This window comes from Actinomyces viscosus (assembly GCF_900637975.1).
GTDB lineage: Bacteria > Actinomycetota > Actinomycetes > Actinomycetales > Actinomycetaceae > Actinomyces > Actinomyces viscosus.
Genome location: NZ_LR134477.1, coordinates 1553364 through 1566718, shown reverse-complemented (window position 1 = coordinate 1566718; position 13355 = coordinate 1553364). Strand labels below are relative to the sequence as shown.

9 protein-coding genes and 1 riboswitch are annotated in these 13355 nt (G+C 69.4%); of the genes, 6 read left to right on the top strand and 3 right to left on the bottom strand.

The window, feature by feature from the left end:
* Positions 1 to 444 precede the first annotated feature (444 nt).
* Entirely contained in the window at positions 445 to 1407 is a 963-nt protein-coding gene (locus EL340_RS06735) for an IS630 family transposase (RefSeq protein ID WP_232022928.1), read from the bottom strand.
* A gap of 866 nt (positions 1408 to 2273) precedes the next feature.
* Between EL340_RS06735 and sucC the strand changes: the two genes are divergently transcribed.
* The 3 genes from sucC to EL340_RS06720 are packed head-to-tail and all read left to right on the top strand — an operon-like array spanning position 2274 to position 5671.
* Positions 2274 to 3479, top strand: a complete 1206-nt coding sequence (gene sucC, locus EL340_RS06730; protein ID WP_126413966.1) for an ADP-forming succinate--CoA ligase subunit beta — start codon at positions 2274 to 2276, stop codon at positions 3477 to 3479.
* Positions 3480 to 3482: 3 nt separating this feature from the next.
* Positions 3483 to 4424 carry a succinate--CoA ligase subunit alpha gene (gene sucD, locus EL340_RS06725; RefSeq protein WP_126413965.1) on the top strand — a complete coding sequence of 314 codons (942 nt, stop codon included), beginning with the start codon at positions 3483 to 3485 and terminating at the stop codon, positions 4422 to 4424.
* Complete coding sequence (locus EL340_RS06720; protein WP_126413964.1) at positions 4421 to 5671, top strand: cell division protein PerM; 1251 nt, start codon at positions 4421 to 4423, stop codon at positions 5669 to 5671. Before sucD ends, EL340_RS06720 begins: the two co-directional genes overlap by 4 nt.
* Positions 5672 to 5691: 20 nt before the next feature.
* Here the strand turns inward: EL340_RS06720 and EL340_RS06715 are convergent, their stop codons facing one another.
* Complete coding sequence (locus EL340_RS06715) at positions 5692 to 8187, bottom strand: hypothetical protein (protein ID WP_126413963.1); 2496 nt, start codon at positions 8185 to 8187, stop codon at positions 5692 to 5694.
* A gap of 139 nt (positions 8188 to 8326) precedes the next feature.
* Positions 8327 to 9199, bottom strand: a complete 873-nt coding sequence (gene hchA, locus EL340_RS06710; protein WP_232023257.1) for a glyoxalase III HchA — start codon at positions 9197 to 9199, stop codon at positions 8327 to 8329.
* A 282-nt stretch (positions 9200 to 9481) separates the two neighbouring features.
* Positions 9482 to 9571, top strand: a riboswitch (ZMP/ZTP riboswitch).
* A 25-nt stretch (positions 9572 to 9596) separates the two neighbouring features.
* Between hchA and purH the strand changes: the two genes are divergently transcribed.
* From purH to EL340_RS06690, 3 genes are all read left to right on the top strand, one after another.
* On the top strand, positions 9597 to 11426 hold the full coding sequence (gene purH, locus EL340_RS06700) for a bifunctional phosphoribosylaminoimidazolecarboxamide formyltransferase/IMP cyclohydrolase (RefSeq protein WP_232023256.1): 1830 nt from the start codon (positions 9597 to 9599) through the stop codon (positions 11424 to 11426).
* An 84-nt stretch (positions 11427 to 11510) separates the two neighbouring features.
* The gene (locus EL340_RS06695) at positions 11511 to 11810 is read left to right on the top strand and encodes a DUF3017 domain-containing protein (RefSeq protein WP_126413961.1); all 300 of its coding nucleotides are present in this window, start codon (positions 11511 to 11513) and stop codon (positions 11808 to 11810) included.
* Between the two features lie 183 nt (positions 11811 to 11993).
* Positions 11994 to 13346, top strand: coding sequence for a dicarboxylate/amino acid:cation symporter (locus tag EL340_RS06690; protein WP_126413960.1), 1353 nt, complete (start codon positions 11994 to 11996; stop codon positions 13344 to 13346).
* Positions 13347 to 13355 lie beyond the last annotated feature (9 nt).

The window sequence follows — 13355 nt, the reverse complement described above, 5'->3', positions numbered from 1 at the left end:
CCTTGCTGCGGCGTCCGCGCATTCGTCGGTTCCAGGTGAACCTCCAGGAGGAGGGGAGCGATGTTGTCCCCCTGCTTTGGGAGCAGGGGGACAGTAGGTCCACGGGCTAAGGAGTTTACCGGTCGCTGCGGGCGCGGAACCTGTGGGCCTCGGCGTCGAGGACGCGCTTGCGTCGTCGACCCCACCGCCTGCCGCTCCAGAGGCCGAGCAGCACCACGGCGCCGACCAGTGCGCTCGTTGCCGTCAGTGCGGGCATAACAATTCTCCCTTCCCATGATGCTAAGTGGGGTCGTTGGTGACTTATGAGGCCTATTTGTCGAGTGCGGAAACTGCCCTAGCTTTATGGATCGGAGGTGATGTATTTGAGCTTGTGGATTACTCTCGTGAAACACGAGTGTAAAAATGTCTCCTAACGGAGGTGATTATAGTGGAGTTTAAACGAGATTATTTTGTGAGTCGGTAGGGGAACTTGTTTGCCTGGATGAAGGTCTCGAATGCTTGTCGGGTTTGGGGGAATGTGGCTCTTTGGTGGTTGCTGATACTGTCCTTTGCTTCTTTCCAGACGTGCTCGATGGGGTTCTCGTCGGGGCTGTAGGCGGGTAGGTTGATCAGGTGGATCCTCTCGAGGTTCTTGATGGTCTTGAGGCTGTTTGTGAGCTTTGCTGAACGGTGCCAGGAGGCGTTGTCCCACACGATGACGATCTTCTTCTTGTCGGGGTGCTTCACGGTCAGGTCGATCAGGGCCTGGGTGATGGTGCCGGTGTCCTGCCAGTCGAGGGTCATCAAGTCGACGGTGCCGTCGGTCTCGTGCAGGAAGCCGATGTAGGACTGGGCCTGGCGGCGGCGGTCGACCTCCAGGCGGGCGGCGTCCCCCCGGCGGATCCACGCCCTGCGCACGATCGCCTCGTGCTCGATACGCACCTCGTCGGCGCACACCACCATCACCTCGGGATCGGACCACTTGCGGACGATCTCGGAACGGATCTGGCTCATGCGCTGGTCAACGTCCGCCTGGGGCGGGCGGCGCTGGTCAACGGTCTGGGGGCGGTGGAAGGACAGGCCCGCCATGTGCAGCAGGAACCGGTAGGAGGCGGCAGAGGCGTACTCCACCTCGAAGTGGTCGTAGACCCAGGCCGCCAGATGGGGCACGTCCCAGAACCCGATGGGCAGGCCCTGCTCCGACGGGGGCCGGGACAGTACCCCGGCCACCTCCTGGCGCTGGGTGGCGGTGAGCCTGGAGGCGTTGAGGTTGCCGGCGTGACCGGTGTGGATTGAGGCCAGGCGGTACCGGTTCCACTCCCGAGCCCAGCTGCGCACCGTCTCGGGCGTGCGCTCGACGACCTGGGCCACGACCGCGGTATCCACACCCTTGGACAGCAGCACGACCGCCTCGGACTTCAAACGCATCAACCTGTAAGGCGCCTGGTGCTTATAGCCCTGCAAAACAGTCCACTCATCATCACTAACCACGACCCTGTCCATCCCAGCATGATATTCCGCCCTCGACCCGAGAGCTCACACGAAACGCCGACAACACAAGAGACGACAACAAAAGAAGCCAGCACCAGCAGCCAAGCACCCCACGAGAAAGCGACACCCCCACATCGGACGCCCCACGAATACCCGATCACCAACCCAACAACAAAACCAGCAACACGAATCTTGTTTTAATCACACTATAAGAGGAGTGTGCGTCGTTGCATGAATCTGCTCCTTGTGTTTGTTGTGCTTCGACGTAGGATGAGTTCGATAGAACTCATCGTCTATTATACACACAGAATCGGTTTCTGTGGTGTCGTTGTGGAGAATTTGTGCATATTCAAAGGTTGTTCTACCCCTTCTTTAAGGTGTTTCGGAAAGGTGTTGTAGAAACTACAAAACTACCATTACTTAAGTTGTGGTAACCTACAAAATTAATTGATGCAACAACTAGATGTTAATTTTCCTTATAATTTGTCTTGATTAGATTATGGTTGATGGGGAGATTTTCAGCTGAGAAGATCAATGACTTCGCCAATGATGTGTACATTCCTGACCTCTCCCAGTCCCTGTGGGAAAAGTACGTTCTCGACGGCGCTCGTGGCCGGCGGAGGCCCCGGTGCGCACGCCCCGCCGTGAGACGCTGCGACCACGCTGGGTGAGACGCCGCCGCTTCGCGCCCGTGTCCGCCCTCCCAACCGGCCACTGGGACGTTAGGCTCAATACCGGTGCCCGCCCGGCCGACGTCGGCCCGCGCCCTCAAGCCATCCACATGCCCCGAGAGGATCAGCTGCATGGATCTCTACGAGTACCAGGCCAGGAACCTGTTCCGCCAGCACGGCGTCCCCGTGCTCAACGGCGCCGTGGCCACGACCCCCGAGGAGGCGCGCAGCGCCGCGCAGTCCCTCCTCGACGCGGGTAGCGAGCTGGTGGTCGTCAAGGCCCAGGTCAAGACCGGCGGCCGCGGCAAGGCCGGCGGCGTCAAACTCGCCCGCACCGTTGAGGAGGCCGAAGCCCGCGCCCGCGACATCCTGGGCATGGACATCAAGGGCCACACGGTGCGCGCCGTCCTCATCTCCGACGGCGTCGACCTCGACGCCGAGTACTACTTCTCCATCCTCCTGGACCGCACCGAGCGCCAGTACCTGGTGATGTGCTCGCGCGAGGGCGGCATGGACATCGAGACCCTCGCGGCCGAGCGCCCCGAGGCCCTGGCCCGCATTGGCATCGACCCGCTTCAGGGCATCACCCCCGCCGTCGCCCACCGGATCGTCGAGGCCGCAGGCTTCGAGGCCGGCCCCCTGGCCGACGAGGTCGCCGCCGTCATCGAACGCCTTTGGGAGGTCTTCACCGCTGAGGACGCCACCCTCGTGGAGGTCAACCCCCTGGTCAAGGCCACCGACGGCCGCATCATCGCCCTGGATGGCAAGGTCACCCTTGACGACAACTCCCGCTTCCGCCATCCCGCTCACGCCGAGCTCGTCGACTCCACCGCCACCGATCCCCTGGAGGCCCGTGCCCGCGAGGCCGGCCTCAACTACGTGCGCCTGGAGGGGCAGGTCGGGGTCCTGGGCAACGGCGCCGGCCTGGTCATGTCCACCCTCGACGTCGTCGCCGGGGCCGGCGAGCGCCACGGCGGCATGAGGCCCGCCAACTTCCTCGACCTGGGCGGCGGCTCCTCGGCCGAGGTCATGGCCACCGGTCTGGAGGTCGTCGCCTCCGACCCCCAGGTGCGCGCCATTCTCGTCAACGTCTTCGGTGGCATCACCTCCTGCGACACCGTCGCCCAGGGCATCGTGACCGCCGTCGAGTCCCTGGGCGGGCTGCCCAAGCCCGTCGTCGTGCGCCTGGACGGCAACAATGCCGGCACCGGTCGCGCCATCCTGGCTGACGCCGCCATTGAGGGCGTCACCGTCGTCGACACCATGGACGGGGCCGCCGACGTCGTCACCGCCATCGCCGAGCAGATCAGCGGCCGGCCCGCTGGCAAGGAGGCCTGAGACATGAGCATCTTCCTGACTGAGACCGACCGCGTCATCGTCCAGGGCATGACCGGCTCCGAGGGCCGCAAGCACACCACCCGCATGCTCTCGGCCGGCACCAAGGTCGTCGCCGGCGTCAACCCCCGCAAGGCCGGCACCACCGTCACCTTCGACGTCGCCCCCATCGGCCCCGGTGCCGGTGAGGTGCAGGCCGGAACCGTCGAGGTCCCCGTCTACGGCACTGTCGCCGAGGCCAGGCAGGCCACCGGCGCTGAGGTGAGTGTCGTCTTCGTCCCGCCCACCTTCGCCAAGGGCGCCGTCGTCGAGGCCGTCGACGCCGGTGTGCGACTCGTCGTCGTCATCACCGAGGGCATCCCGGTGGCCGACGCCACCTGGATGCGAGCCTACGCGGCCGACCGCGGCGTCCAGATCATCGGCCCCAACTGCCCGGGCATCATCTCCCCGGCCCGCTCCAACGTGGGCATCACCCCGCCCGACATCACCGGCCCCGGCCCCCTGGGCCTGGTCTCGAAGTCCGGCACCCTGACCTACCAGCTCATGCACGAGCTGTCCGACCTGGGCTTCACCACCTGCATCGGCATCGGCGGGGACCCGGTGGTCGGCACCACCCACATCGACGCCCTGGCCGCCTTCGAGGCCGACCCCGACACCCGCCTGGTCGTCATGATCGGCGAGATCGGGGGCGACGCCGAGGAGCGGGCCGCCGCCTACATCCGCGAGCACATGACCAAGCCCGTCGTCGCCTACGTCGCCGGCTTCACCGCCCCCGAGGGACGCACCATGGGCCACGCCGGCGCGATCGTCTCCGGCTCCTCGGGCACCGCCGAGGCCAAGAAGACCGCCCTGGAGGCCGCCGGCGTCCGCGTGGGCCGCACCCCCAGCCAGACCGCCGAGATCGCCCGTGACCTCTACCGCAGCCTGGCCGATGAGGTGAGCGCTTGAGCCCGGAGCGGTCGCGAGTCACTGCCCTGACGTCCTGGACCCTGTGGTCCCTGCGCGTGGGGATCGAGTCGGTCGGACTGACCTGGCTGGTGGTGGTGCTGCTGACGGTCGCCGTGTCCATGGCGACCTCCAGCCTCAGTGCCGCGGCCGCCCTGAGCACGGGCGAGGCGCTGCGCGCCGGAACCGCCCTGTGGAGCCTCGGCTTCGGGGGGATGATCACCTCGTCCTCCCAGGACCAGGGGGCTCTCAGTCTGCCGCTGTTGGGGCTGACCCTGGTGCAGGTGGGCTGGACCTGGAGCTGCGTGCGGCGCGCCCGCCCCACCCGCCCGGCGGCCGGGGCGGCCATCGTCGTGGCCTCCGCAGCCGCCGCCGTCCTGGCCTGCCTGACCGGCCCCAAGGGGCTGGAGACCTGGCCGGCCGTGGGTGGTATCGCCGCGATCACGGGCGCCGTCGTGGGCATCCAGCTCCAGCGCTCCGGGAACGGCTGGCCGGCCCTGACCCGATGGTGGGAGCGCCGCCCCCACTGGGTCGGCCCGGCCCTGTCGCTGGCCTACGGGGCCGCGCGGGCCCTGGTGCTGCTCAGCCTCCTGGTGGCGGCCGCGGCCGTCTTCACCGGAGCCGGTCGGGTCTCGGTCCTGCACGACGCCCTGGCCGGGGGCGGCTTCGTCTCGATGGCCGGCCTGGTCCTGCTCCAGCTCGGCTGGGTGCCGACCCTGCTCGTCTGGGGCTGCTCCTGGCTCATCGGCGCCGGCTTCTCCGTGGGCACGGGGACGGTCTTCGCCCCCGACCGTGTGGTGGCCGGCCCCGTACCCACCCTGCCGCTGCTGGGACTGCTGCCGACGGCGCCCCTGAGCACCGTGGGCCTGTGGCTCCCGCTCGTGGTGACGGCCGGGGCGATGGTGGCCGCCTGGCGGCGTCGATCGGTTCTCAACGCCCTGAGGGTGCGCTACGCCGTCAGCGCCGCCGGTCTCGCGGCCGTCCTGGTGGCCGGCGGCGTGGGCCTGCTGTGCCTGGCCGCCTCCGGCTCCGTGGGCCCCGGCCGGATGACCGACGTCGGCCCGCAGATCCTCTACACGGTGATCCTCGTCCTCGTGGAGGTCGGGGTCGGTCTGGCCGCCATGGCGGTCCTCGCCCACCCCTACACGCGCACCTGGGCCCGGGGCGCCCTGCCCGAGTCGATCCTGCCGGCCTCGCGCTCCCAGGAGCCGGCCGAGGCCGATCGCAGCGACGAGGAGGACGAGGCCTAGCGCCGTCGGATCCTTCAGGCTTAGCGGGCCGGGGCGTCCGCGCTGCTCAGGGCGCTGATCGCCGTGTCCACGCCGTCGATGAGCTCGGGCGTCACCGCGAGGCTGGCCGACCCGGCCCGATAGGTCATCCCGGGGATGGGGGTGTAGAGGACGTTCGCCTCCAGGCTCGCGCGTCCCTCCTTGAGGGCCTGCCACAGCTCGGGGGAGTCGTGGAAGAAGCGGGTGACGCGCTCGTCGGTGGCCAGGTGCTCCAGGACGTTGTCGGCCGACTTGTGCGCCGCCCGGCCCGGCAGCCGGCGAGGAGGAATGTCGGTCTCGTCGTCGTCATCGATGGTGGGGGCCGCCCCCTGGTACTCGACGACGACCAGCTGGGCCCCGTCGGGGGACAGCGCCAGGGCGTGGACCGGGCTGTCGACCGGCCGCTGGTCGATGGCGCTGCCGCGGAAGGCGTCGGTGATGCGGAAGCCCTCCAGGATGGCGAACTGCTCGCCGTTGCCGGTGTTGAGCCGGCGCGAGAGCCCGAGGATCTCGGCCTGCTGCTCGGCCACCGAGGCGGCCAGGTCGCGCATCTCGCCGACCACGCGCGAGTCGGCCCCGGAGTCGGCCAGCTCGGCGACGGTCTCATCGAGCCGGCTGGGCGCCAGGGCGTCCACACCGACGACGCCCAGGGACTCGGCGAGCTTCTGAAGACGCGCGATATCGGCCTCGACCGCCACCTGTCGCTTGGTGCGCGCCGTGAACAGCTCCTGGCTCTCGGAGAAGCTCTCGGCGACCCGGATCCGCCGGTTGACCGAGAGCTCGGCGGCCAGGTCCGTGCCGCCACCGGCCGGGCTGGCGCTCAGGGCCGAGCGCGGCATGTAGGTCGTCGCGAAGTCCAGCAGGCTCAAGGCCGCCTGGCCGGGGGTGAGAGTGACCAGGTAGCCCGCCAGGCTCCCGGACGACGGCGCCGTGCTGATGCGGCGCCCGGGTGCACCCAGGGTCAGGAGGAGTGAGAGGCTCAGGGCGGCCACGGCCAGGGCGCCGATCGCGTAGAGGAGCCCCTGGGTGCCGCTCAGGGCGCCCCACCACTGGGAGAACAGGCGCGGCAGCGCCGAGAGGAACAGGTCGTCCGCGGTCTCCTTGAGCCCGGGGGGCAGCTGCCAGACGGTGCGCACCTCGTAGATGCAGCACAGCAGGAACAGCACGACGCTGACCACGAGGATCCCCAGTCTGAAGCCCTGACGGGCGTTCGGCTCGGCCCCCGGCGTCGTGGCCTCCATGGCGTCCGCCCTGACGCCGCGCACCTGCTCGGCGGTGGCCCTCCCGGCCCGCATGGCGTAGAGGCGGCCCTGACGCAGGTCGCCGTAGGCGCCCCAGGTGACGGCCAAGTCTCCCCAGGTGAAGTTCGCCAGCGCCACCACCGAGACGATGAGGGCGCGCACGAACGGCGGCGCCTCGGTGAGGTTGGGGTAGCGGGGAGCCGGCGCCCCGGCCACCGTCCAGCCGTGCACGCCGGCGTAGGCGCGGCGGTGAGCATCCAGGAGCAGGCAGGCGGCCATGAGGATGACGGACAGCGGGATGGTGCTCAGACCCCCGCCGTTGATGCGCCACAGGAACATGAGCAGCGCCGGGAAGCCGCCGCCGGAGTCGCTCTGGCCGAGCTGCTGGGCGATCCGGGCGGTGTAGGTGGCGTGGTCGCTGACCGACTGCAGGATGACCACCGTCGGCAGGATCCAGGCCACGATCCGCAGCCACACGAGGTTCCTGGCCCCCTCGAAGGCCGGCGAGTCCTTGAGACGCCACAGCGTGATCGCCAAGGCCACCGCCATGGTGATGTTGGCGGTGCTCACCTGGTAGCTGACGGCCAGGACGTTGCTGTTCTCCTGGGTCATGGACCCCGAGGTCCACGGGTTGAAGGAGAAGGGCAGACGCCCGTTGCCCAGGACCGAGGAGAGCATGCTGCTGTTCTCAAGCGCCCGGATGCCGTCGTTGATGGCCGTCAGGCCGGCGCCGGCGGCGAAACCGAGCAGGGCCCAGTCGGAGGCGGCCAGGCGGCGCATCCGGCCCGGTGCCAGGAACACCACGAGGACCAGGGGCACCAGCGGGCTGAGCACCTCCAGGGCGACGGTCAGAGCGATACTCATCCCGTTGCCCATGACGGACAGTCCCGCCCGGGTGCGCACGGAGCTCATGATCATGGCCACGATGAGCGACCACACGGCGCCGACGCCGTACATGAGGACCACCGAGCGCCAGCTGATGGTCCGGGTACGCGACAGCAGGGTCACCACCATGAGGCACACGGCCATGAACGCCGCCGGCACGGCCGCGTAGGCCAGTCGCGGCACCATGACCAGGGCGGCGATGAGCAGGGGGATCATGAGGGCGTAGGCTCCGCGCACCACCAGGTTCAGAGCGCTGGATAACCCCGGGTGGCGGCTCCACCAGCGCCGGTAGGCGGAGGCGGCCTCCTGCCACCGCTCGGGAGGAACTCCGCGGTATACCGGTGTTGCTGCGATGTTGATGGGCGCAGTCATGCTGTGGACTGTATGACGTATCTAAAGCCGCTCGCAAGGAAACGGGCCGTTCGGTCGGCCGGTTCACCGGTGATGTCGCTGCCGGTGAACCGGCCGACCGAACGTTGAGTGAGCGCCGGGTGAGCGTCCAGCGAGTTCGTCAGGCGCTGTAGGTCCTGCCGGTCAGGGTCTCCACGGCGAGGCGGCCCAGGGCATTGGCCGCCAGGGGGCTGTCACCGGTGAGCAGGAGGCGGTCGCGGTGGACCTGGCCGCTCATACCATCGTTGACGATGGTCAGGCCCTGCTGCTTGAGACGCTCGCCCAGCATCCAGGTCAGCTGCCCGGGCAGGTAGCCGATCTCCACGTTGGCGCCCTTGTCCAGGGCGTCGGGGAAGACGCACAGCGAGTAGCCGGCGAAGTAGGAGGCCCCCTCCTCGTCGGTGGCGGCGCACAGGGCGGCCGGGCCGTGGCACAGGGTGATGACCGGGCGGTCGTTCTCCAGCGCCCACACCAGGGTGTCCTTGATGTCGGCGCTGTCCGGAACGCCGCCGCCCATGGCGCCGTGGCCGCCGGGGATGAACACCGCGGCGTACTCGGAGTCCTCACCGAGCTCGGTGGCGACGACGTCGGCCAGGCGCTTGGGGTGCTCCAGGGCGGGCAGCAGGCCCTCGTAGGCGGTCTTGACCGCCTCATCCTTGGCGGGGAACGCCCACATCTCGAACTTCGCCAGGTTGCCTGACAGCGTGGCCACCTCGACCTCGTAGCCGGCGGCCTGCAGGTGCATGAGGGGCAGCAGGGTCTCCACCGGGTGGTTGCCGGTGGAGAACAGCTTGCCGCCCTGCGTGGGCAGGTAGCGCTCGTCCACGGCGATGGCCAGGATCTTGCGGGGGCCGGAGGTGACCTGGGGCGCCCCGACGGCGCCGTCGAAGTCGGTCCTCGCCGGGACGTACTGCCCCAGCGAGTACTCGGAGGGGAAGAAGGCGTTGTGCTCGGCCCGGTCCGGGACGGAGGTCTTGGAGGCAGTCATACTCATCAACCTCTCCTCTAGTTGATCGGACTAAAATAGGAGTAAAGTAAAGGTAACTGATGGTGCAAGTGCGCGCTGGGTGGGCCCCGCCGGATTCTTCGAGAGCGATCAGCGGCGCCGGCGGCCCTGACGGATGGATAAGACGCGGATCCCTCCACCTGGAACCAGGCCCGGAATCGTCTCCAGAAACGCACCCGGAGCTGCCCTCGGAGCCACGCCCGGACACGAGTCCCGGGATCGCTGGGACCGCTGCGAGTCAGGCGCGTGAGCGGATCCACCCGATAGGATGGGGGCGGCCGCAACTGGCGAGGGTGGGGCACCACCGGGGAGTGGCCGAGGCCGTCCATGAACGGGACGTCGCCCGCCTGGGCGTCCCGCACCCTCACGCCGCACCAGGAGCGCCATGTCCCCGTCGTCGTCCTCCCAGTCATCTCAGCCGGACCAGACCGTCAGCCAGCCCGCCGCGGAGGCGGTTCCCACCACCCCCGTCCCCACCGAGGGCCTCGTCAGCCCCGACCGCCTCCCCGTGCGACGCGCCCTCGTCTCCGTCTACGACAAGACCGGCCTCGTCCCACTCGCTCACGCCCTGGCCGACGCCGGCGTCGAGATCGTCTCCACCGGCTCCACCGCCGCCACCATCGCCGCCGCCGGCCTGGCCGTCACCCCGGTGGAGGAGGTCACCGGCTTCCCCGAGTGCCTTGAGGGACGGGTCAAGACCCTCCACCCGGCCGTCCACGCAGGCATCCTCGCCGACCGCCGCAAGCCCGACCACCTCGACCAGCTCCAGGCCCTGGGAGTGACCCCCATCGACCTGGTCGTGGTCAACCTCTACCCCTTCAGCGACACCGTCGCCTCCGGCGCCCCCTTCGACGCCTGCGTCGAGCAGATCGACATCGGCGGGCCCACCATGGTGCGCGCCGCCGCCAAGAACCACCCCGCCGTCGCCGTCGTTACCAGCCCCGCGAGCTATGACGACGTCGCCGCCGCCGTACGCGAGGGCGGCTTCACCCTGGCCGCCCGACGCCGCCTGGCCGCCGAGGCCTTCGCCCACACCGCCGCCTACGACGCCGCCGTGTCCACCTGGCTGGCCGGGCAGGTCGAGGCCGACGCCGCCGGCGTGGCCGATGCCGAAGGCGACGGTTCCGGCGAGCCGGCCGCCCTGCCCGCCTACGTCGGCGCCGGCTACGAGCGCCTGGCGAGCCTGCGCTACGGGGAGAACCCCCACCAGCGCGCCGCCGTCTACCGCACCGCCGGGGCCGGCGGGGGAGTGGCCGGCGCCCGTCAGCTCCACGGCAAGGCCATGAGCTACAACAACTACACCGACACCGACGCCGCCGTGCGCGCCGCCTACGACCACGGAGACGCCGTGACGGTCGCCGTCGTCAAGCACGCCAACCCCTGCGGCATCGCCGTGTCCGCCGCCGGCGACGTCGCCGAGGCTCACCGCAAGGCCCACGCCTGCGACCCGGTCTCCGCCTACGGCGGCGTCATCGCCACCAACGCCACCGTCACCGCCGAGATGGCCCGCCAGATCAAGCCGATCTTCACCGAGGTCGTCGCCGCCCCCGCCTTCGACGACGAGGCCGTGGAGATCCTGTCCACCAAGAAGAACCTCCGCCTGCTCGTCGTCGAGCCCCCTCAGCGCGAGGGCTACGAGATCAAGCAGGTCTCCGGCGGCGCCGTCATCCAGGAGCGCGACGTCCTGAACGCCCCGGGCGACGACCCGGCGACCTGGACCCTGGCCGCCGGGCCCGCCGCCGACGACGCCCTGCTGGCCGAGCTCGCCTTCGCCTGGCGCTCGGTGCGCGCCGTGCGCTCCAACGCGGTCCTCCTGGCCCAGGACGGCGCCACCGTCGGGGTGGGCATGGGGCAGGTCAACCGCGTCGACTCCTGCAGGCTGGCCGTTGAGCGCGCCAACACCCTGGGCGCCCGCTCCACCGGCGACGCCGCGGCTGGCGGCTCCCAGAAGGAGAAGGGAGCCGTCGGCGGGGCCGACGCCGCCGAGGTCCTGGGCGAGGCGGGCAGCGCCGCCGTCCCGGAGCGCGCCCGCGGGGCCGTGGCCGCCTCCGACGCCTTCTTCCCCTTCGCCGACGGCCTCCAGGTCCTCATCGACGCCGGGGTGCGCGCCGTCGTCCAGCCCGGCGGGTCCATTCGCGACCAGGAGGTCATCGACGCCGCCCAGGCCGCCGGCGTCACCATGTACCTCACCGGCACCCGGCACTTCGCCCACTGACGACCGAGGCAGGGGGCACCGAGGCGGGGGATGGGGGAAGAAGGTCGTGGACCCGCGCCCTGGTGCGCCGATAGGCTCTCCACCGTGACTCACGACCCGCATCCCCGGCAGGCCGAGCACAAGGAGCCCTACCGCACCATCTGCGTCGTTCTCGTGGCCATCGGCCTGGCGGCGGTTCCCGCCATCGCGCTGCTGGGACACCGCCGTATCGCCGTCCTGTGGGCGGCCACCGGGATCCTGGCGCTGGCCATCGTCCGGATCCAGCGCCCCGACGGCACCTGGCTGGCGGCGCGCAGCCGCCTGTTCGACGTCGTCTTCGGCATCGGCCTGGCCGCCGTCCTGTTCCTCCTGTCCCCGTACGTCAACCTGCCCCACGTCCTGTGAGCGGCGGTCCCACACCACCGGCAGCGCTGATTTCTCCAGTCGTTCCGTTCACGCGACTGACTGTGATCTGATCCCTCAGAGTGCCCATTTCCTGGTCCCGGGCGGCGCCGCGACCGATCGGTATGGCACGCTGAGCCCATTGAAGACGTCTCGTCACCTCGTTTCGCACCCTGAAGGTCCCCTATGACAAGCACTCCCTCGGCCCCTCCATCGCTGGGCCACCGCCTCAGCCACAGCATCCTGACCTGGGTCATCGGCGCCATCCTGGCAGCCCTGATCCTGGGGTCGATCCGGGTCGGCGGCCACCCGATCATCCCCAAGGCGGTCGGCAACGTCTTCGCGACCTTCTCCGACCTGTTCAGCCAGTTCCTCAACTTCGCCATCCCGCTCATCATCATCGGCCTGGTGACCCCCGCCATCGCCGACCTGGGGCGCGGCGCCGGCAAGTGGCTCGGCATCACCACGGCCCTGGCCTACACCTCCACCCTCTTCGCCGGCTTCCTCACCTTCCTGGTGTGTGCCGCCACCTTCCCCCGCCTGCTCGCCGGGACCTCCCTGGCCGACGTCGCCAAGCCCGAGGGAGCGCTCAGCAGCTACTTCACCGTGGAGATGCCCCCGCCGGTGGAGGTCATGACCGCCCTGCTGCTCTCCTTCATCTTCGGCATCGGTCTGTCCCTGGTTCCCCGGGGAGTCCTGCGCAAGGGCTCCATCGAGTTCCGGGCCATCATCACCCGGCTCATCGAGCGGATGATCATCCCGCTGCTGCCGCTGCACATCTTCGGCATCTTCCTCAACCTCACCTACACGGGCGCGGCGGGCTCGGTCATGAAGGCGCTCCTGCGGGTCGTCGTCGTGGTCCTCATCCTCGAGGTCGTCATCCTGGCCATCCAGTTCGTCCTCGCCGGGATCATCGGGCGCCGCAACCCGCTCAAGGCCCTGCTCACCATGGTCCCGGCCTACCTGACGGCTCTGGGCACCTCGTCGTCGGCGGCCACGATCCCGGTCACCCTGCGCCAGACGCGGAAGAACGGCGTGTCCGACGCGGTGGCCTCCTTCACCATCCCCCTGTGCGCCACGATCCACCTGGCGGGGTCGACCTCGAAGATCTTCTCCTTCGCCTTCGCCATCGTCCTCACCCAGGACCTGCACGTGAGCACCGCCCAGTGGGTCGGCTTCATCTTCATGCTCGGCATCACGATGGTGGCCGCACCGGGTGTGCCCGGGGGCGCCATCATGGCGGCCACCGGACTGCTGTCATCCATGCTCGGCTTCGACGACCAGCAGGTCGCCCTCATGATCGCCACCTACATCGCCCTGGACTCCTTCGGGACCGCCACCAACGTCACCGGTGACGGCGCCATCGCCATCATCGTGGACCGCATGGCCGGCGGCTCCGTCAACGACGAGGGCGACCCGGAGAACGTCCGCGAGCTCTCCTTCGACGGCATGGCCTACCTCAACGCCGTCAGCGTCGAGGGCGTCGTCAGCCCCGAGGAGCTGGAGGCCTCGGCCGCCGCCACCCGCTCCGGGGAGTAGAACGCGTCC

Excerpts from the sequence above, each read along its gene's own strand:
- EL340_RS06735 (WP_232022928.1), bottom strand. The coding sequence starts at position 1,407 with ATGCGTTTGAAGTCCGAGGCGGTCGTGCTGCTGTCCAAGGGTGTGGAT.
- sucC (WP_126413966.1), top strand. The coding sequence starts at position 2,274 with ATGGATCTCTACGAGTACCAGGCCAGGAACCTGTTCCGCCAGCACGGC.
- sucD (WP_126413965.1), top strand. The coding sequence starts at position 3,483 with ATGAGCATCTTCCTGACTGAGACCGACCGCGTCATCGTCCAGGGCATG.
- EL340_RS06715 (WP_126413963.1), bottom strand. The coding sequence starts at position 8,187 with ATGACTGCGCCCATCAACATCGCAGCAACACCGGTATACCGCGGAGTT.
- hchA (WP_232023257.1), bottom strand. The coding sequence starts at position 9,199 with ATGAGTATGACTGCCTCCAAGACCTCCGTCCCGGACCGGGCCGAGCAC.
- purH (WP_232023256.1), top strand. The coding sequence starts at position 9,597 with ATGTCCCCGTCGTCGTCCTCCCAGTCATCTCAGCCGGACCAGACCGTC.
- EL340_RS06690 (WP_126413960.1), top strand. The coding sequence starts at position 11,994 with ATGACAAGCACTCCCTCGGCCCCTCCATCGCTGGGCCACCGCCTCAGC.